We start from the raw sequence: 17,354 nt of genomic DNA, 5'->3' as shown, positions 1-17,354 counted from the left end.
GCTCACCGTGCTCCGAGCCCGGCGTCCGAGACGGCGGGGCGGCCCTCGTGCCGCAGCACCCGGTTCAGCGGGGCCAGGTCGTAGATCCCCTTCAGCCGCGGCTTCTTCAGCAGCCCGGCCGAGACCGCGTGGTCGGCCTGCGCGCGCAGCGTGGCGGCCAGCGGATCGTCGGTCACCTCGATCCGGGCGAACGCGGAGTCGAGGACCTCGCCGGGCAGCGGCTTGCCCGCATCCCGCCGCAGCGCCCGGTTGATGCGCTCCTTGGCCGCCTCCGGGTGCGCGCGGATCCACGCGTTGGTCTTCACCGAGCCGCGCAGCACCGCCTCGACCACTTTCGGGTGCTGCCGGAGGAAGTCCTGGCGCACCACCAGGTTGGTGGTGACGAAGGACCCTCCCGGCCACAGCTTCTTCTCGTCCAGCAGGACCTTGCCGCCCCGGTCGGCCAGGACGGAGGCCGTCGGTTCGGGCACCCAGGCTCCGTCGATGCCGCCCTGCCGGAAGGTGGTGGGGATCTCCTTGTTGTCCTGCCGCAGTACCGAGGTGTCGCCCGCGCCCGTCTGCGGGTCGACGGTGAGGCCCTTGGTCTTGAGGTAGTGCAGCAGCGCGGCGTCCTGGGTGTTGCCCAGCTGCGGGGAGGCGATGCGCTTGCCCTTCAGTTCGCCGAGTGAGGCGATCTTCCGCGGGTCGACGACCAGCGAGGCGCCGCCGGAGGTGGCGCCGGACACGATGCGCAGATTTCTCCCGCCGGACTGGGTGTACCCGTTGACCGAGGGCGAGGGCCCCACCCAGGCCATGTCCACGGCCTTGGCGTTGAGTGCCTCGATCGCCGCCGGACCCGCGTTGAAGACCTGGGTGCGCACGCGGGTGCCGCCCAGCTCCTCCGGGATCTGCCCGCCCGAGCGCAGTCCGACCAGCGCCGTGGCGTGGGTGACGTTGGGGAAGTAGCCGATCTTCACCGAGTCCAGCCCGTCGACCTTGCGGCCTCCGGCGGCCGCCGGGTCGGCGTGCTCCACGGCCTTGGACCCGTAGCCGCAGCCCGCGGCGCACAGCAGCGCGGACACGACCAGCAGGGCGGCGCGGGTGCGGCCGGAGGAGCGGCTGCGCGGAGCGCGGATACGGGGCACGGGGAAGTCCTCTCAAGCGGGGAAGTCGGACGTCGGCAGGGACGGTGCGCGCGGGTCGGCGCTCGTCACCTGCCGCAGCGCCCCACTCCGCCCTGGCCGCTGCCGCGTGCGCCGCTGCCGATGCGGCCACCGGTCTGGTCGAAGGTGGAGAAGACCTCTCCTGGAATGCCCATCGGTCTAGAAGTCCCAGCCGCTGTCGGGTGCCTCGGCGGCCGGGATGTCCGCGTCGGCGAACGCTCCGCCGGCCATGCCCGCGGTCAGCGTGCTGCCGTCGGCCGGATCGATCAGCAGGAACGATCCGGTGCGCCGCGAGTCGGTGTACGGGTCGACGGGCAGCGGCTCGGCGGTGCGCAGGACGACCCGGCCGATGTCGTTGGCGGTCAGTTCGCCGGGCTCCGGGTGCTGCGAGAGGTCGGCCAGGGTCAGCCGCGAGGGGATCTCCTTGACCAGCGCCTTGACGGTGCGGGTGGTGTGCTTGAGCAGCACCCGGTCGCCGGGCCGCAGCGGCCGGTCGTGCAGATGGCAGACGGTCGCGGTCAGGTCCTGGCTCGGCCGCACCGCGGCGTCCGCGGGAGCGAGCAGGTCGCCGCGCGAGATGTCCAGGTCGTCGGCGAGCCGGACGGTGATCGACTGCGGGGCCCAGGCCACGTCGACCGGCCGGCCCAGCACGTCCAGTGCCTCGATGGTGCTGGAGCGGCCCGAGGGGTGGACGGTGACCCGGTCCCCGACGCGCAGCACGCCCGAGGCCAACTGGCCCGCATAGCCCCGGTAGTCGGGGTGTTCGGCGGTCTGCGGCCGGATGACGTACTGCACGGGGAAGCGTGCCGGGTCGTCGGTCGGGTCGTGGGTGACCGGCACCGTCTCCAGGTGCTCGAGCACGGTCGGCCCGCTGTACCAGTCCATGTGTGCGGAGGGCGCGACCACGTTGTCGCCCTCCAGCGCGGAGATCGGCACGGCGGTCACCTCCGGCACCCCGAGGGAGGTCGCGTAGCGGGAGAACTCGTCCGCGATCGCTGCGAAGACGTCCTCGGCGTAGCCCACCAGGTCCATCTTGTTGACGGCCAGCACCACGTGCGGGACGCGCAGCAGGGCTGCCACGGCGGCGTGCCGCCGGGTCTGCTCGACGACCCCGTTGCGCGCGTCCACCAGGACGACGGCCAGCTCCGCGGTGGAGGCGCCGGTGACCATGTTCCGGGTGTACTGCACGTGGCCCGGCGTGTCCGCGAGGATGAACCGCCGCCTGGGTGTGGCGAAGTAGCGGTAGGCGACGTCGATGGTGATGCCCTGCTCCCGCTCGGCGCGCAGCCCGTCGGTGAGCAGCGCCAGGTCGGGTGCCTCCTGGCCGCGGGCCTGGGAGGCCCGCGAGACGGCTTCCAACTGGTCGGAGAGCACCGACTTGGAGTCGTGCAGCAGACGGCCCACCAGGGTGGACTTGCCGTCGTCGACGCTTCCGGCGGTGGCGAACCGCAGCAGTGAGGTGGCCGCCAGTGCCTCTGCGGCGTGGCCGGCTCCGGCTGTCGTACTCATCTCTAGAAGTAGCCTTCCCGCTTGCGGTCTTCCATCGCGGCCTCGGAGAGCTTGTCGTCCGCCCGGGTGGCGCCGCGTTCGGTCAGCCGGGAGGCGGCGATCTCCGTGATCACCTTCTCCACCGTGTCCGCGTCCGAGTCCACGGCGCCGGTGCAGGACATGTCGCCGACGGTGCGGTAGCGCACCAGGCGCTGCTCCACCCGCTCCCCGTCCGCGGGGCCGCCCCACTCGCCCGGGGCCAGCCACATGCCGGACCGGGAGAAGACCTCCCGGTGGTGCGCGTAGTAGATCGAGGGGAGCGCGATGTCCTCCCGCGCGATGTACTGCCAGACGTCCAGCTCGGTCCAGTTCGACAGCGGGAAGACCCGCACGTGCTCGCCCGGGGCGTGCCGTCCGTTGTAGAGCTGCCACAGCTCGGGGCGCTGGCGGCGCGGGTCCCAGCCGCCGAACTCGTCCCGCAGCGAGAAGACCCGCTCCTTGGCCCGCGCCTTCTCCTCGTCCCGCCGCCCGCCGCCGAAGACCGCGTCGAACCGGTGCTCGCCCAGCGCCTCCAGCAGCGGCAGCGTCTGGAGCGGGTTGCGGGTGCCGTCCGGGCGCTCACGCAGCGTGCCGGCGTCGATGTACTCCTGCACCGAGGCCACGAACAGCCGCAGCCCGTGCTCGGCCACCGTCTCGTCCCGGAACCGCAGCACCTCGGGGAAGTTGTGCCCGGTGTCCACGTGCAGCAGCCCGAAGGGCGGCGGCGCCGGGGCGAACGCCTTCAGCGCCAGGTGCAGCATCACGATCGAGTCCTTGCCGCCGGAGAAGAGGATCACCGGCCGCTCGAACTCGCCCGCGACCTCGCGGAAGATGTGCACCGCCTCCGACTCCAGCGCGTCCAGATGCGTCAGCGCGAAGGGGTTGTCGGTCTCCTCCGGTGCGCTCACCGCCGTGGTCATAGCACTCCCCTCTCCTTCAGCAGCGTGTGCAGGGCCGCGGCCGACTCCGCCACCTCGCGCCCGTGGGTGAGCAGGCGCAGGTCCGGGTCGGCCGGCTCCTCGTACGGGTCGTCGACCCCGGTCAGTCCCGTCAGTTCGCCGGCTGCCTGCTTGGCGTACAGGCCCTTCACGTCCCGCTCCGAGCACACCTCGACGGGCGTCGCCACATGCACCTCCAGATAGGGGGTGCCCTGGGTCATGTGCCGCTTGCGTACCGCCTCGCGGCTGTCCGCGTACGGCGCGATCACCGGGACCAGGACGATCACGCCGTGCGAGGCCAGCAGTTCGGAGACGAAGCCGATGCGCTGCACGTTGGTGTCCCGGTCGGTCCGCGAGAAGCCGAGCCCCGCGGAGAGGAAGGTGCGGATCTCGTCCCCGTCCAGCACCTCGGTGCGGTGCCCCTCGCCGCGCAGCCGCTCGGCGAGCGCCGTCGCCACGGTCGTCTTGCCCGCGCTCGGCAGGCCGGTCAGCCACACGGTCGCTCCGCGCGCCCCGCTCATCGGACCCCCTCGGTCGTCCGTCTCTCCGTGTCCGTCTCGTGTGCGTGCGCCGCGGCCGTCACAGGTGCAGCCCGCACTCGGTCTTGCCGCTGCCGGCCCAGCGTCCGGCGCGGGCGTCCTCGCCCTCCAGCACCCGGCGGGTGCAGGGGGCGCAGCCGATGGAGGCGTAGCCGTCGCTCAGCAGCGGGTTGGTGAGCACGCCGTGTTCGGCGATGTAGTCGTCCACGTCCTGCCCGCTCCAGCGGGCGATGGGGGAGACCTTGACCTTCTGCCGCTTCTCGTCCCAGCCGACGACGGGGGTGCCCGCGCGGCTCGGCGACTCGTCGCGGCGCAGCCCGGTCGCCCAGGCGTCGTAGTCGCGCAGCCCCTCCTCCAGCGGCTGCACCTTCCGCAGCGCGCAGCACAGGTCGGGGTCGCGGTCGTGCAGCGCGGGACCGTGCTCGGCGTCCTGTTCGGCGACCGTCCGGCGGGGCGTGAGGGTGACGACCTCGACGTTCATGACGGCCTGGACGGCGTCGCGGGTGCCGAGGGTCTCGGGGAAGTGGTAGCCGGTGTCGAGGAAGACGACCCGCACCCCGGGGAAGACCCGGGAGGCGAGGTGGGCCACGACGGCGTCCTCCATGGAGGAGGTGACGCAGAACCGGTGCCCGAAGGTGTCGGCGGCCCAGCGCAGCACCTCGAGCGCGTCGGCCTCTTCCAGCTCCCGGCCCGCCTGTTCGGCCAGCGGGCGCAGCTCGTCGGAGGAACGCCGGGCTATGTGCGCGGTGCTCATGATTCGGAGTCCTCTCCGTGGAGACCGTCGGTGTGTGCACCGTCGTGGTGTGCCGCCTGCAGCCCGGAGGCCAGCAGCCCGAGGAACTTCAGCCGGAACGCCCGGTTGCACGCGGCGCACTCCCAGGCGGCGCCTTGGCCCCGGGGCGTCTCCAGCTCGCTGGGGCGCAGATCCTCGTCCCCGCAGTAGGGGCAGTGGAAGGGTGCGGCGCGCTCGCTCACTTGAGGTCCTCCTCCGCGGCACGCGCCGCCCACTGGGCGAACCGCTCGCCCTCCTCGCGCTGGTCCTGGAAGGCGCGCAGCACGCGTTCGACGTAGTCGGGGAGTTCCGCGGCCGTGACCTTCAGTCCGCGCACCTTGCGGCCGAAGCCCGGGTCCATGCCCAGCGACCCGCCCAGGTGCACCTGGAAGCCCTCCACCTGGTTGCCGTCGGCGTCGGTGACCAGTTGGCCCTTGAGGCCGATGTCGGCGACCTGGATGCGGGCGCAGGAGTTGGGGCAGCCGTTGACGTTGATGGTGACGGGCTGGTCGAAGCCGGGGAGCCTGCGCTCCAGTTCGTCGATCAGCCAGGAGCCGCGGCCCTTGGTCTCCACGATGGCGAGCTTGCAGAACTCGATGCCGGTGCACGCCATCGTCCCGCGCCGGAAGACGGAGGGCCGGGTCGTCAGGTCGAGCGCCTCCAGGCCCTCGGCCAGCGACTCGACCTGGTCCTCCGGGACGTCGAGCACGATCATCTTCTGCTCGACGGTGGTGCGGACCCGGCCCGAGCCGTGGCTCTCGGCCAGATCGGCGATCTTGCTGAGCGTGGCGCCGTCGACCCGGCCCACCCGCGGTGCGAAGCCCACGTAGTAGCGGCCGTCCCGCTGCTGGTGCACGCCGACGTGGTCGCGCCACTCGCGGGGCGGCTGCGCGGGGGCCGGGCCGTCGGTCAGTTTCCGCCCGAGGTACTCGTCCTCCAGGACCCGCCGGAACTTCTCCGGTCCCCAGTCGGCGACCAGGAACTTCAGCCGGGCGCGGGTGCGCAGCCGCCGGTAGCCGTAGTCGCGGAAGATGCCGGTGACGCCCTCGTGGACCTCGGCGACCTCCTCCAGCGGCACCCATGCTCCCAGCCGCTGCCCCAGCTTGGGGTTGGTGGACAGCGCGCCGCCGACCCACACGTCGAAGCCGGGGCCGTGCTCGGGGTGGTCCACGCCGACGAACGCCACGTCGTTGATCTCGTGTGCGACGTCCAGCAGCGGCGAACCGGAGACGGCCGTCTTGAACTTGCGGGGCAGATTGGAATAGGCGGGGTTGCCCACGACGCGCCGGTTGATCTCCTCGACGGCGGGCGTGCCGTCGATGATCTCGTCGGCGGCGATCCCGGCGACGGGGGAGCCGAGGATGACGCGCGGGGTGTCGCCGCAGGCCTCGGTGGTGGACAGGCCCACGCCCTCCAGCCGCCGCCAGATCTCCGGCATGTCCTCGATGCGGATCCAGTGGAACTGCACGTTCTGCCGGTCGGTGATGTCCGCGGTGCCGCGGGCGAACTCCTGCGAGACGTCGCCGATGACGCGGAGCTGCTCGGTGGTCAGCCGTCCGCCGTCGATCCGGACGCGGAGCATGAAGTACTCGTCGTCCAGCTCCTCGGGCTCCAGCACCGCGGTCTTGCCGCCGCTGATGCCGGGCTTGCGCTGGGTGTAGAGGCCCCACCAGCGCATCCGGCCGCGCAGGTCGGAGCTGTCGATGGAGTCGAAGCCGCGCTGGGCGTAGATCGTCTCAATGCGTGTCCGCACGTTGAGACCGTCGTCGTCCTTCTTGGTCTGCTCGTTGCCGTTCAGCGGCGTGAAGTGACCAGCGGCCCACTGGCCCTCGCCGCGGTGGCGGCCTGCCTTGCGGCGGGCGGGGGCTGCGGGGCGCTCGGAGGTGTCGGCCATGGCGGGGGATCCTTCGGGCAGGGGGCGCGGGCGACGCACGTCGGGCGGGTGCGCGGGCACGCCGGGCGGTCCGCACTCGGGTGGAGCGGTTCAGGCGCCCGTACGCAGGGGTTTCGGCGCCGGTTCCGGGCGGGTCGCCCGCGACGATGAGGGCGGCGGCTGCGGATCGGCGGTGCCGGACCGGCGTCGGAGGACGCCGGGAGGGGGCTGTCGGAACGGCGGTGCTGTGACTGTCAGCCCGCCGGACAGATGGCGCTGGACACGCGAACGAGGTCGACGTGACGTCGACTCACCAAGGCGATTCCAGCGCGAGACATGGCGGAAGCCTTGCACGGGCGTCAGATGTCAGTCCACTGCTATCCGTATCCTGGACAAAAGAATCCCGGTAGATGAGATCCGAGGTGGTCCGGGTGCCGGTACGGTCCGGCACCGCGCGCGGCCGGGGCGAACCCCCACAGTGCCACGACGGCGCAGGTCGGCGAGGTCGAACCGGTCAGTACGGCGCGTCCGCGGCCGGACCTGCGCGCCCGCGGCCGGCACGGTGTGCCCGTGGCAGGCACGGTGTGCCCGCGGCCGTCCGCGGCACGGTCGCGCGGGCCGTGCCGGTGCCGGCCGGGGGCGGGCCCGGATCAGGCCCCGGGCCAGGGCCCGGGTGTCGGGACGTCCGGCTCCTGCTCCGTCTCCGTGCGGTACACCCGGAAGCCGCGGCGCTCGTAGTTGGCGCGCGCGTAGGCCCCGTCCCGGGAGCAGGTGTGCACCCAGACCCGGGTGGTGGGGCGGTGGCCCTCCCAGCGGTCGGCCAGGTCCCAGGCGCGTGCCGTCCCGAGACCGAGCAGGTGCCCGCCGAGCCCGCGGCCGCGGAAGGCGGGCAGCAGCCCGAAGTAGCTGATCTCCACCGTCCCCTCGGCGGCCCCGCTCGCGCCGTCCAGCTCGATGAACCCGGCGGGCGTGCCCCGGTGGTGGGCGACCCAGGTCTCGACCCCGGGGCGGTCGAGGAAGTCCCGCCACCGCGCGTGCGTCCACGGCAGCCGGTCCACCCAGGTGGTGTCCCCGCCGACCGCGGTGTACAGGAACCGGCTGAACTCCGGGCTCGGCACCTCGGCGCGCTCCACCCGGACGGCTGCGGCCTCCTCGGGCTCCCGCGCCGGTACCCGGTCCGCGGCCGAGGTCTGCTCCAGATACCAGGTGGTGACGTCGACGGTCGCACTCATGGGCCCAGCCAACCACGCCGGTCCGGACGGCCGTACCCGGCCCCCTCAGCGGAGCATGCGCAGCCCTCTGACCCGGTTGACCGCCGCGGCCGTCTCGAAGCGGCGCGGTGCGGCGAAATCCTCGTCCCGAATGCCGAGCAGCGGCCCCGTCGGCCCGTCCGCCAGCACCTCGTCCAGCAGATCGAGGGCCTCGGCCAGCGGTCGGCGGCCGTCCAGCAGCCCGCGCCGCACCATCAGCTCCAGCGCCAGCCCGATCCCGGTGACCTGGCGCGGATCGGCGATCTGCTCGACGGCCCGCAGGTCCACCTCGTGGTCGCCGAAGGTCAGCACGTCCTCGCCGCGGGCGCGGATCCGGGACCGTCCGCGGACCTCCGCGTCCAGGGACGCGGGATCGGGCACCCGCGCGACGACGCCGGGGAAGGACTCCGCCTCGGCGTGCCGCCCGGTGGGCACGGCCGCGATCGAGCGCGCCCGCTCGGTGACGTCCGAGGGCCGGTAGGCGTCCATCATCACGACCCGGTCGGCGACCTCCAGGTAGTCCCCGGACCCGCCCATCACCAGCACGGTCGAGACGCCGTGGTCCCGGTGGAGCGAGCGGATGGTGTCCACCAACGGGGTCAGCGGTTCACGGTCCTTGGCCACCAGCGCCTGCATCCGGGCGTCCCGGATCATCAGATTCGTGGCCGCGGTGTCCTCGTCGATCAGCAGGACCCGGGCCCCCGCCTCCACGGCCTCGCACAGCGAGGCGGCCTGCGAGGTGGACCCGGAGGCGTTCTCCGTGGAGAAGTCAGAGGTGTCCGAACCGTCCGGCAGATGGTCGACGAAGGCGTGCACATCCACCCGCTCGACGCGTCGGCCGTCCTCGGCACGCAGCTTCACCGTCTCGTTCCGCGAGACGACCAACTCGCGCCCGTCACCCGGCACATGGTCCCAGATGCCGGTCTCCAGGGCGCGCAGCAGCGTCGACTTGCCGTGGAACCCGCCGCCGACGACCAGGTTCACGCCCTCCGGCACCCCCATCCCGGTCACCGGACCCGCGTGCGGCAGTTCGATCGTCACCCGCAGCTCGGCGGGCGAGGCGAACGGCACCACACCGCCGCCCGCGGCCGGCCGGTCGTCCACCCCGCTGCGGCGCGGCAGCACCGCGCCGTCGGCGACGAAGCCGACCAGCCCGCGCCCCGCCAACGCGTTCCGCAGCGCCACGGAGTCCTCGACCGTCTCGACGAAGCGCTCGACCGCGGCCGCGTCCAACGCCGGGTGGCGCAGCGCCTGCTCGACCATCCCGGGCAGCACCCGGCACAGCAGCCGCTCGGCCTCCCGCGCGTCGATCCGCCGCCCGTGCCCCGGAAGGGCCGTGCCCAGCCGCAGCGTCACCGAGCCGTCCTCGCCGCTGACGGTGCACGAACTGCGCTCCAGCACCTCCTGGCCGCCCGCGTCCACCCGCAGCGCCTGCTCCCCGCGCACCGCACGCGCGGCCTGCCGCACCAGATACGAGGCGAGCGCGCGGCGCCGGGTCGCGGTCGTCAGCAGTTCGGGCGGGAGCGCGGTCAGCGGGCCCGGCACGTGCACCGCGACACGGGCCGGCGGGGCATAAGGGTCGGACTGGGCGCGCACCAGCTCCAGGGTCTCCCCGCCGGGCATCTCCCAGCGTCCCACCAGGCCCTTGTAGCGGCCGTACTGCGCGCCCTCCAGCGTCCGCAGCTCGGCCGCCAGTCCGGTGCGCGGGCCGCGCGGCCGGTGCTCGCCGTGGTCGGCGCGTCCCGGACGGCCGCGCGGGGGACCGCCGTGTCCGTGGGCGCGTTGCCCGCCGCGCGGCCCTCCGTGACCGCCGCGTCCGTAGGGCCGCCCGCCGCCGCGCCGCTGCCCGCCGGCCCCCGAGGACTGCTCCCGCACGCCGCTCGCCTGCCTTCCTGTGTCTCCGGCTGCTCTCCGTCGGCTGTGGTGGCGGCCGCCGGGTGTGCTGCGGCGGCCGACCGTGGTGTGGCCCCGGTGGCCGCCTTGCCGGGGCACCGGGGCCGCGCGGAACCCGACGATACGGTGCCGAACCGACCGGGCCGAAACCTGCCCGGGGTTCGGGGCGTCCGCCGCCCCGCAGCCGTGGAGCGATCGGGAAGCAGCCGGGGAGCGGGAATGCCGACCGGTGCGTTCAAGTATCCCCAGAAGGGGTCAAATTCCGCCACCCGTCCTCTTCTTGGGGAAAACGCCCATATTCTCTCGTTCTGGGGGGTCGTTGCAAGGACGGCTTCCCACGCCCCCCGGCCGACCACCGGGACCAGCGCGAGAGAGGGGGCACCATGTCCGCGCTGCGCTGGGCAGCCGCCCTCGGCAACGCCGACTGGCACTTGGCCGCGCCCCTGCTCGCCGCCCTCGCGACGGCCTGGCACACCGACATCGCCACCGTCACCACGGGCCTCGCCGCCTACTCGCTCGGGCAGGGGCTCGCGCTGCCGCTGTGGGGCTGGCTGGCCGACCGCTACGGGCCGGGCCGCAGCCTGCGCACCGGACTGCTGGTGGCGGCGGCCGCCTCCGTGGGCTCGGCGCTGTGCCCCGGCCCCGGCTGGTGGATCGCGCTGCGCGCCACCGCCGGTGCGGGCTTCGCCACCGTCATCCCCTCGGTCTCGCTCTACTACGGCTCCCTGCGGCCCGCGCAGGCCAGACAGCGCGCGTTCGCCACCCTCACCTCCGTCACCGCCGCCAGCGGCATCGCCTCGCCGGTCCTCGCGGACACCGTGCTGCGCTGCGGCTCGTGGCGGCCGGCGTTCGCCGTGATCGCCCTGCTCACCGCGGTCACCGTCTGCCGGATCCGGGCCGCCACCCGCTCGGCCCCCGTCCGCGTGGACATCGGCGGCGCGTACGAGGACCCGCCGGACGCCGTACCGGGACGGACCTCCGCCGCGTACTGCACGGTGCTCGGCCTCGGCGCCGCCGAGGGAGCGGTGATGCTCGGACTGCCCGCCCTCCTCGCCCCCGCCCTGGCCACCGCCGGAAGCCAGGCCTCCACCTCCGCCGTCCTGGTCATCTACGCGCTCGGCGTGCTCACCAGCACGCTGGTGCTGCGCCGCCACGCGCGCGTGTGGGGGCCCATGCGGCTGCTGGCCACCGGGGGGTCGATGGGGGTCACCGGCGCTCTCCTGGCCGCGCTGGTACCGGGCACCGCCGTCCTGATGCTGTGCGCCGCCCTGCTGGGGACCGCTTGGAGCTACCTTCACACCACGCTGCAGACCTGGCTGCCCTGGCTGCTCCCGGCCCCGGTCCGGGGCCGCGCGGTGTCGCTCTTCTCGGCCTCGGCCATACTCTCCAGCTCCGCGACGGTCGGCCTCACCTCGTCCCTCCTCCAGGACGGACGGCACGCCACCGTCTTCGCCGCGGGCGGCATTCTGTGCGCCGCGCTCACCTGCTGGACGCTGTACGTCGCCCGCCGCTGGCGGTGAAGCGGCGCGAATCTCCGACGGTGAAGCGGTGCGCGGCGGCTCAGCCGGGGTCGCCGCCCGGCACCGGAGCACCGGACGGCATGCCCGCGGCCACATACGCGTCGTAGCGTTCCCGCCAGTCGGTTGCCGTGCCGTCGTGCGGCCCGGAGGGGGTGCCGCCGGAGAGCAGCTTCACCAACTCGTCCAGGCACACGTCCCAGCCGGCCGCGTTGCGGGCGGCCGCCGACCGCGCCTCCAGCACGTCCGTGAGGGTGAGCACGCACCCTTCGCCGCGCCGGGTGAGCCGGAAGAGGAGCTCGTCGTCGCCCCAGGTGTAGGACAGCCGGTGGGGCGCGTCGAACTCCAGGACCGTGCCGGACCGGTCCTCGGCGTACGGGTCGCCCGCGAAGTCGACCCGGCCGCCCACCGTGGGCTCCATATGCACGGTCGGCGACGGGAACCAGGCAGCCATCCGGCCCGGCTCCGTCAACGCCTGCCACACCTCCTGCACGCCCGCGGGGATCGCGCGCTCCAGCTGTACGGCCGGCTCCCCGTCCCGCTCCACCAAGATCCCCAGTTCCACGCTCATCCCACGCTCACGCCCTTCGCCTCGCCCGCTGCCGCGGCGGCCGTCCCGCCGAGTCTCCCGCCGGGTCCGCACGTCCGCCGCCGGGGCGCGGCCGTCCGGGGGACCGGGCTGCTGAGCGCCCCGCCCTCTGGTTGCGGGCGGGTCCGTGCCGTGGAGGTCGGCACCCACTCGCGGTCGATACATCCGGGGTCCGTGCTGCCACGGGCCCCGGACGGCTCCGCGGGGCCCGCGGCCGCGCTCCGTCGGACTTCGACTCCGCGGAGGCAGGCTGGGCGCTATTCTCGGGCCATGTCCGTCACTTGGGATCCCGGTGCGCCGGGTGTGCTGTGCCTGCCGTCCGGTCGGCTGGTCCGCGGTCGCGGGCTGCGCCATGCCCTGCCGTCCGGCGCGGAGCCGGAGTTCGGCCTCTATCTGCTGGGGCGGTCTCCGGATCCGGTGGGCTGGGAGGCCCGGTGGCTGCGGTGGCCCGACTTCCGGCTGCCGAGCGACCGCGCCGGGGCCCGGTCCGCGCTGCGCCAGGTGTGGGAGCGGGCGGCGGCCGAGCGGGTGGAGGTCGCCTGCGGCGGCGGGGTGGGCCGTACCGGCACGGCTCTCGCCTGTCTGGCCGTGCTCGACGGGGTGCCGGCCGAGCGGGTCGTCGGCTACGTCAGGGAGCACTACGCGCGCCGCGCGGTCGAGACCCCGTGGCAGCGCCGGTATGTGCGGCGGTGCCGGCGGGCATAGCGGGGCTCACGCCGCATCGTCCGCAGAGGAGTCGCCGGGCCCGTCGCGCGGCGCCGGCCCGCCGCCGGTCGCGCGCCGGGCGGCGGCGACCCGGGCCGCGAGCCGGGGGTGGTGGGCGCCGGGCCAGTAGAGGTGCCCGCAGGTGGTGCAGCGGGTGAACGTGTCGTAGGTGCGCCGGGTGCCGGGCGGTAGCTGCTCGGCGATCTCCTTCTTGGGGACGGACGCGAGCGTCCCGTTGCATGCCGGGCAGCGCGTCCAGGGGGTCAGCGGTGGGGCGAAGCGGTCCAGTACGTCGGTGAGCTGCTCGTCGGGTCGGCTTCCGCGCACGTAGGCGCCCAGCCACAACGCCCGCCGGAGCAGCAGACCGCGGTCCTGGGTCAGCAGGATGCGGTGCTCGGCCGCGGCCTGCGCCACCAGTTCCGGGTCGGCCGCGTCGTTGCGGTAGGCGGTGTCCACGCCCAGCAGCCGCAGGCGCCGGGCCAGCGCCCCCAGGTGCACGTCGAGCACGAAGCGGGGCGGCCAGGGCGCCGAGGGCGGCAGCGGCTGCGGGCGGGGCACAGGGGACAGCTCGATCCGGGCGCCGTCCGGCGGGCGGTGCGCTGCGGAGACCGGCTCGCCGTCGGCCCGCAGCCCGGACACCTCCGTCAGCGGTACGCCGAGCGACTGCACGACGTGGCCCAGCGAGGCGGCACCGTCGTAGGGGCAGGGCACTCCGTGCGGGGTGCCGGCCTCTCCGCGCAGCCGTGCGGGGAGGAAGTGGCCCAGTTCCTCGGGGACCACCACGTGGAGCCGGGCCGCGGGGGCCGGTGCCCGCGGCGGGGTGGTCACCGGCCGCCGTTCCGGGGCGGGGCGGTCACGGGGCCTGGCCCGGTGTCAGGGTGCCACCGGTTCTCGTCCGGTGTCGGAACATTCACCGGTCCTCCTCCGGTGCGGGGGCGGTGGTGCGCACCTGGAAGGTGGTGTGCCCCTGTGGTTCCTGCTCGGTGATCCACACGTCGTCGACGGACGCCGCAGGCGGTCCCTCTCCGGCCCACTCCACCAGGGTGTCGACGTCCTCCGGCGAGCCCTCGAACACGGCTTCGACGCTGCCGTCGGACAGGTTGCGCACCCAGCCCCGCACCCCCTGCGTGGCGGCCGTCCGGCGGCAGGTGTCCCGGAAGAAGACGCCCTGCACCTGTCCCGTCACGACGACCCGCCGCGATCGCACAGCCATCGGTTCACTCCAGCCCTCGGTCGGTACTCCCGTTCTCGGTGGTGCTCCGGCCATGGTCGCGCGAACCCCGCCCCCGGGGCATTCCGGTCTCCGAGCCTCGCGCGGGCGTAGCGCGCCGGGCCGAGTCCGGGCTGTGCGCGCGGCGGGGTCTGCAAGCGCTCGGCCGCCCGTTGCCGTCTTCCGGAGGGGCTCGGCGAGGGAAACAATGAGGCTCAGACTGCTCCGTGGCCGGAGGGAAGCGCGCCGGAGACCGACAAGAAATCCTGGAAGCGGACGCAGCGGCAGAGCGAGCAGATCCGGCGGGGACTTCGGCGGCGACTGAACGCGCTCGACGCTGACCGCCAGGTCCGGGGTCGTGGAGCGTGCCGTGCCGGAGTGCTTGCCCCCGTGGGGGAGGGCGGAACGGCCCGCACGAGGGGGTCAGCCGCTGTGCTGCCGGGCCCGGCGGGCGGGTGCGGGGGAGGGGGTGCTCAGGTGGCCGGTGGCCAGGTGGTCCAGGAGTCGTAGGAACGTCTCCCGGTCGCTGTCCGGCAGTGCGTCGAGCGCCTGTCCGTGCACCGAGTCCACGATCCGCTGGCTGTGTTCGGCCGTCCGGGCGCCCTTCTCGGTGACGGCGATGATGCATGCCCGGCGGTCGGTGCTGGAGGGGCGGCGCTCGGCGAGTCCGGCCTTCTCCAGCGCGTCGACGGTGACCACCATCGTGGTCTTGTCCATGTCGCCGATTCCGGCGAGCTCGCTCTGGGTGCGCTCGCCCTCCAGCGCGTGCACCAGCACGCAGTGCATGCGTGCCGTCAGCCCGATCTCCGCGAGCGCCGCCGCCATCCGGGTGCGCAGTACATGGCTGGTGTGGTCCAGCAGGTAGGAGAGGTCCGGCTGAGTGCGGGCCGGTGGCGTCATGGCGGTCATGAGGCCAGCCTACCGGGAGGGTCGTCCCTAACAATATCGTCTGCAACAAAACTATCTGCTACGGTCTTGTCTTGTCCGCTTCCCCCCGCCGTGTGAACCGAGAGGCCGCCATGTCCGCATCCCCAGCCGCAGCCAGAGGCCCCCGCGGCCTCGCACTCGGCGTCATCGCCACCGGGACCCTGATGATCATCCTGGACGGCTCCATCGTCACCGTGGCGCTCCCGGCCATCCAACGAGACCTCGACTTCGCCGCCTCGGAGCTGAGCTGGGTCGTCAACGCCTACCTCGTCGCCTTCGGCAGCCTGCTGCTGCTCGCCGGCCGGCTCGGCGACCTGCTCGGCCGCAAGCGGATGTTCCTCGCCGGGACCGGCGTCTTCACCGCCGCCTCGCTGCTGGCCGGGCTCGCCACCACCCCCGGCGTCCTGCTCGCCGCCCGCTTCCTGCAAGGCGTCGGCAGCGCCATGGCGACCGCCGTGGGGCTCGGCATCCTCGTCACCCTCTACCCCGGAAGCAAGGAACGAGCGGGTGCCATAGCCGTCTTCAGCTTCACCGGCGCCGCCGGAGCCTCCATCGGCCAGGTACTCGGCGGTGTCCTCACCGATCTGCTCACCTGGCACTGGATCTTCTTCATCAACCTGCCCATCGGAGCCCTGGTGTTCGCGCTCGCCCTTCCCTCGCTTCCGGCGGACGCCGGGATCGGACTGCGGGCCGGAGCCGACGGCTGGGGCGCGCTCCTGATCACCTCGGGCCTGATGGCGGGCATCTACGGAGTCGTCAACGCCACCGGCCACGGCTGGGGTTCCCCGCACACCCTGGTGCCCGCACTCGCGGGTGCCGCCCTGCTCGCAGGCTTCGCGCTGCGCCAGGTCCGGGCCCGCACCCCGCTGATGCCGCCGCGTGTCCTTCGCTCGCGCAGCGTGGCCGTGGCGAACCTCGTGCAGATGCTGATGGTCGCGGCCCTCTTCTCCTTCCAGATCCTCCTCGCCCTCTACCTGCAGAACGTCCTCGACTACAGCGCCGCGCGCACCGGCATCGCCATGCTGCCCGCCGCTGTGATCATCGGAGCGGTCTCGCTCGGCGCCTCAGCCCGGCTGACCGCGCGGTACGGGGAACGCGCCGTACTGCTGACCGGGATCGCGCTCCTGGTCGGCGTGCTCGGGCTGCTCGTCCGGCTGCCGGTGCACGCGCACTACGCCACCGACCTGCTGCCCGTGATGCTGCTCGCGGCAGGCTTCGGCCTGGCCCTGCCCGCCCTCACCTCGCTGGGCATGAGCGGCGCCGACGAGAGCGACGCCGGACTGGCCTCCGGGCTGTTCAACACCACCCAGCAGATCGGCATGGCGCTCGGCGTCGCCACCCTCTCCACCCTGGCGGCCGCCCGCACCGACACCCTGGCCGCCGCCGGCAGCTCCCACGCCGCCGCACTGACCGGCGGATACCACGCGGCCTTCGCCACCGGCACCGGGTTGCTCGTCCTGGCGTTCGTCCTCGCGTTCGCGGCGCTCCGCAAGCCCGTGTCCGAAGACGGCACCCCCGCGACATCCGGAGACAGCACCCCCGCGGCACCGGTCCCGGTGGCCGGCGCCGAGCAGCCCGCGAACTGACCTCAGCCCTCACGTCCCTCCTCCAGGCAAGGAACCCTCATGTCCGGCCCCGCCCCTCGCCCGCTCACCGGAACCGAGCTCGACCAGCTCCTCTCCGAGCAGCAGTTCGGCACGCTGGCCAGCGTCCGCAGCAGCGGCCATCCGCACCTGACCACGGTGCTGTACCGCTGGGACGCGGCGGCCCGCACCCTGCGGATCTCCACCACCCGCGATCGCCTCAAGCCCCGGCACTTCCGCGCCGACCCGCACGCGGCCCTGCACGTGAGCCGCGACGTGTGGACCTTCGCGGTCGCCGAGGGCGAGGCCGAGGTCTCCGGGCCGACAGTCGTGCCGGGCGACGCCGTCGGCCGCGAACTCGCCGCCATGGCGGCAGGATTCGACACCCCGGAGGGCGAGGAGGGGTTCCTGGCCGAAGCCGTCGTCCTCGGCCGCCGGCTCTTCGACGTGGTCGACGGACCCGGCGGCTGGGACGACCGGACCGGCTACGGCGCCGGCGAGGTCGGCAAGCCCGCGTTCCTCGTCGTCACGAGCACCCCGCCGGAGTCGGTGCGGCTCGGCGACCTCGACTGGACGTTCGTCACCACCGGCCTGCCGGACGCCGTCACCGCAGCGCGAGAACGCGCCGAGGCGGCGTCCTCCGACAGCGGCAGGGACCTGGACGCCGTCCTGATGGGCGGCGGCGCACTGATCGGCTCGGCGCTCGAAGCGGGGCTGGTCGACATGCTGCAACTGCACCTCGCACCCGTCGTGCTGGGCTCCGGGACGCCGCTGTTCACCGGCGGGACGCCGCGCACGCTGGTGCAGCGCGCCGTGACCGTGACCTCGACCGCGACGCATCTGACCTACGACGTCCGCTGAGGACCGGGACCCCCAGGTCCCAGGACCC

18 protein-coding genes and 1 pseudogene are annotated in these 17,354 nt (G+C 73.8%); 5 read left to right on the top strand and 14 right to left on the bottom strand.

Annotation, left to right across the window (positions count from 1 at the left end; all coding sequences use genetic code 11):
• Nucleotides 1-2 precede the first annotated feature (2 nt).
• From ACFYMO_RS25495 to ACFYMO_RS25450, 10 genes are all read right to left on the bottom strand, one after another.
• Nucleotides 3-1,124, bottom strand: coding sequence for an aliphatic sulfonate ABC transporter substrate-binding protein (locus tag ACFYMO_RS25495; protein ID WP_388549174.1), 1,122 nt, complete (start codon nt 1,122-1,124; stop codon nt 3-5).
• Between the two features lie 177 nt (nt 1,125-1,301).
• Nucleotides 1,302-2,651: a sulfate adenylyltransferase subunit 1 gene (locus ACFYMO_RS25490; protein WP_388549171.1), complete on the bottom strand. Its 1,350-nt coding sequence runs from the start codon at nt 2,649-2,651 to the stop codon at nt 1,302-1,304.
• A gap of 2 nt (nt 2,652-2,653) precedes the next feature.
• On the bottom strand, nt 2,654-3,589 hold the full coding sequence (gene cysD / locus ACFYMO_RS25485; protein ID WP_360694946.1) for a sulfate adenylyltransferase subunit CysD: 936 nt from the start codon (nt 3,587-3,589) through the stop codon (nt 2,654-2,656).
• On the bottom strand, nt 3,586-4,128 hold the full coding sequence (gene cysC / locus ACFYMO_RS25480) for an adenylyl-sulfate kinase (protein ID WP_366771058.1): 543 nt from the start codon (nt 4,126-4,128) through the stop codon (nt 3,586-3,588). The genes cysD and cysC overlap by 4 nt, the downstream gene beginning before the upstream one ends.
• A 58-nt stretch (nt 4,129-4,186) precedes the next feature.
• Nucleotides 4,187-4,900: a phosphoadenylyl-sulfate reductase gene (locus ACFYMO_RS25475; protein WP_360694952.1), complete on the bottom strand. Its 714-nt coding sequence runs from the start codon at nt 4,898-4,900 to the stop codon at nt 4,187-4,189.
• Nucleotides 4,897-5,121: a hypothetical protein gene (locus ACFYMO_RS25470; RefSeq protein ID WP_276477310.1), complete on the bottom strand. Its 225-nt coding sequence runs from the start codon at nt 5,119-5,121 to the stop codon at nt 4,897-4,899. Before ACFYMO_RS25470 ends, ACFYMO_RS25475 begins: the two co-directional genes overlap by 4 nt.
• On the bottom strand, nt 5,118-6,812 hold the full coding sequence (locus ACFYMO_RS25465; RefSeq protein WP_276477309.1) for a nitrite/sulfite reductase: 1,695 nt from the start codon (nt 6,810-6,812) through the stop codon (nt 5,118-5,120). Before ACFYMO_RS25465 ends, ACFYMO_RS25470 begins: the two co-directional genes overlap by 4 nt.
• A 233-nt stretch (nt 6,813-7,045) precedes the next feature.
• Entirely contained in the window at nt 7,046-7,129 is an 84-nt protein-coding gene (locus tag ACFYMO_RS25460) for a putative leader peptide (RefSeq protein WP_312000843.1), read from the bottom strand.
• Nucleotides 7,130-7,441: 312 nt separating this feature from the next.
• Nucleotides 7,442-8,023 carry a GNAT family N-acetyltransferase gene (locus ACFYMO_RS25455; protein WP_366771062.1) on the bottom strand — a complete coding sequence of 194 codons (582 nt, stop codon included), beginning with the start codon at nt 8,021-8,023 and terminating at the stop codon, nt 7,442-7,444.
• A gap of 45 nt (nt 8,024-8,068) precedes the next feature.
• Entirely contained in the window at nt 8,069-9,916 is a 1,848-nt protein-coding gene (locus tag ACFYMO_RS25450; RefSeq protein WP_366771063.1) for an ABC-ATPase domain-containing protein, read from the bottom strand.
• A gap of 401 nt (nt 9,917-10,317) precedes the next feature.
• Between ACFYMO_RS25450 and ACFYMO_RS25445 the strand changes: the two genes are divergently transcribed.
• A complete protein-coding gene (locus ACFYMO_RS25445) occupies nt 10,318-11,454 on the top strand; it encodes an MFS transporter (RefSeq protein ID WP_360694961.1) in 1,137 nt (378 codons plus the stop codon).
• Between the two features lie 40 nt (nt 11,455-11,494).
• Here ACFYMO_RS25445 and ACFYMO_RS25440 read toward each other — a convergent pair whose 3' ends face one another.
• On the bottom strand, nt 11,495-12,022 hold the full coding sequence (locus ACFYMO_RS25440; protein ID WP_366771064.1) for an SRPBCC family protein: 528 nt from the start codon (nt 12,020-12,022) through the stop codon (nt 11,495-11,497).
• Nucleotides 12,023-12,310: 288 nt separating this feature from the next.
• Here ACFYMO_RS25440 and ACFYMO_RS25435 point away from each other — a divergent pair, with 288 nt between their 5' ends.
• On the top strand, nt 12,311-12,745 hold the full coding sequence (locus tag ACFYMO_RS25435; RefSeq protein ID WP_388549164.1) for a protein-tyrosine phosphatase family protein: 435 nt from the start codon (nt 12,311-12,313) through the stop codon (nt 12,743-12,745).
• A 6-nt stretch (nt 12,746-12,751) separates the two neighbouring features.
• Here ACFYMO_RS25435 and ACFYMO_RS25430 read toward each other — a convergent pair whose 3' ends face one another.
• From ACFYMO_RS25430 to ACFYMO_RS25420, 3 genes are all read right to left on the bottom strand, one after another.
• On the bottom strand, nt 12,752-13,573 hold the full coding sequence (locus ACFYMO_RS25430; RefSeq protein ID WP_388549161.1) for a Mut7-C RNAse domain-containing protein: 822 nt from the start codon (nt 13,571-13,573) through the stop codon (nt 12,752-12,754).
• An 82-nt stretch (nt 13,574-13,655) separates the two neighbouring features.
• The gene (locus tag ACFYMO_RS25425; RefSeq protein WP_366771066.1) at nt 13,656-13,958 is read right to left on the bottom strand and encodes an acylphosphatase; all 303 of its coding nucleotides are present in this window, start codon (nt 13,956-13,958) and stop codon (nt 13,656-13,658) included.
• 420 nt (nt 13,959-14,378) lie between these two features.
• On the bottom strand, nt 14,379-14,864 hold the full coding sequence (locus tag ACFYMO_RS25420) for a MarR family winged helix-turn-helix transcriptional regulator (RefSeq protein WP_388549158.1): 486 nt from the start codon (nt 14,862-14,864) through the stop codon (nt 14,379-14,381).
• 110 nt (nt 14,865-14,974) lie between these two features.
• On the opposite strand from ACFYMO_RS25420, the gene ACFYMO_RS25415 reads away from it, so the two are divergent.
• The 3 genes and pseudogenes from ACFYMO_RS25415 (at nt 14,975) to ACFYMO_RS25405 (ending at nt 17,326) form a co-directional block, all read left to right on the top strand.
• Nucleotides 14,975-16,468 (top strand): MFS transporter, encoded by a 1,494-nt coding sequence (locus ACFYMO_RS25415; RefSeq protein ID WP_366771068.1) that lies wholly within the window; start codon nt 14,975-14,977, stop codon nt 16,466-16,468.
• Between the two features lie 39 nt (nt 16,469-16,507).
• Nucleotides 16,508-16,723, top strand: a pseudogene (locus tag ACFYMO_RS25410) (pyridoxamine 5'-phosphate oxidase family protein); the annotation flags it as partial.
• Between the two features lie 18 nt (nt 16,724-16,741).
• A complete protein-coding gene (locus ACFYMO_RS25405; protein ID WP_388549388.1) occupies nt 16,742-17,326 on the top strand; it encodes a dihydrofolate reductase family protein in 585 nt (194 codons plus the stop codon).
• Nucleotides 17,327-17,354: the final 28 nt, after the last annotated feature.

The organism is Streptomyces sp. NPDC007025, assembly GCF_042869455.1.
In the GTDB taxonomy this organism is placed as follows: Bacteria; Actinomycetota; Actinomycetes; order Streptomycetales; family Streptomycetaceae; genus Streptomyces.
The sequence above is the reverse complement of the archived record's forward strand: the minus strand, read 5'-3'. Positions and strand labels throughout refer to the sequence as shown.

What these genes read in the sequence shown, in the direction of transcription:
- ACFYMO_RS25490 (WP_388549171.1), bottom strand. Translation starts at nt 2,651, where the DNA reads ATGAGTACGACAGCCGGAGCCGGCCACGCCGCAGAGGCACTGGCGGCC.
- cysD (WP_360694946.1), bottom strand. Translation starts at nt 3,589, where the DNA reads ATGACCACGGCGGTGAGCGCACCGGAGGAGACCGACAACCCCTTCGCG.
- cysC (WP_366771058.1), bottom strand. Translation starts at nt 4,128, where the DNA reads ATGAGCGGGGCGCGCGGAGCGACCGTGTGGCTGACCGGCCTGCCGAGC.
- ACFYMO_RS25475 (WP_360694952.1), bottom strand. Translation starts at nt 4,900, where the DNA reads ATGAGCACCGCGCACATAGCCCGGCGTTCCTCCGACGAGCTGCGCCCG.
- ACFYMO_RS25465 (WP_276477309.1), bottom strand. Translation starts at nt 6,812, where the DNA reads ATGGCCGACACCTCCGAGCGCCCCGCAGCCCCCGCCCGCCGCAAGGCA.
- ACFYMO_RS25460 (WP_312000843.1), bottom strand. Translation starts at nt 7,129, where the DNA reads ATGTCTCGCGCTGGAATCGCCTTGGTGAGTCGACGTCACGTCGACCTC.
- ACFYMO_RS25455 (WP_366771062.1), bottom strand. Translation starts at nt 8,023, where the DNA reads ATGAGTGCGACCGTCGACGTCACCACCTGGTATCTGGAGCAGACCTCG.
- ACFYMO_RS25445 (WP_360694961.1), top strand. Translation starts at nt 10,318, where the DNA reads ATGTCCGCGCTGCGCTGGGCAGCCGCCCTCGGCAACGCCGACTGGCAC.
- ACFYMO_RS25440 (WP_366771064.1), bottom strand. Translation starts at nt 12,022, where the DNA reads ATGAGCGTGGAACTGGGGATCTTGGTGGAGCGGGACGGGGAGCCGGCC.
- ACFYMO_RS25435 (WP_388549164.1), top strand. Translation starts at nt 12,311, where the DNA reads ATGTCCGTCACTTGGGATCCCGGTGCGCCGGGTGTGCTGTGCCTGCCG.
- ACFYMO_RS25425 (WP_366771066.1), bottom strand. Translation starts at nt 13,958, where the DNA reads ATGGCTGTGCGATCGCGGCGGGTCGTCGTGACGGGACAGGTGCAGGGC.
- ACFYMO_RS25420 (WP_388549158.1), bottom strand. Translation starts at nt 14,864, where the DNA reads ATGACCGCCATGACGCCACCGGCCCGCACTCAGCCGGACCTCTCCTAC.
- ACFYMO_RS25415 (WP_366771068.1), top strand. Translation starts at nt 14,975, where the DNA reads ATGTCCGCATCCCCAGCCGCAGCCAGAGGCCCCCGCGGCCTCGCACTC.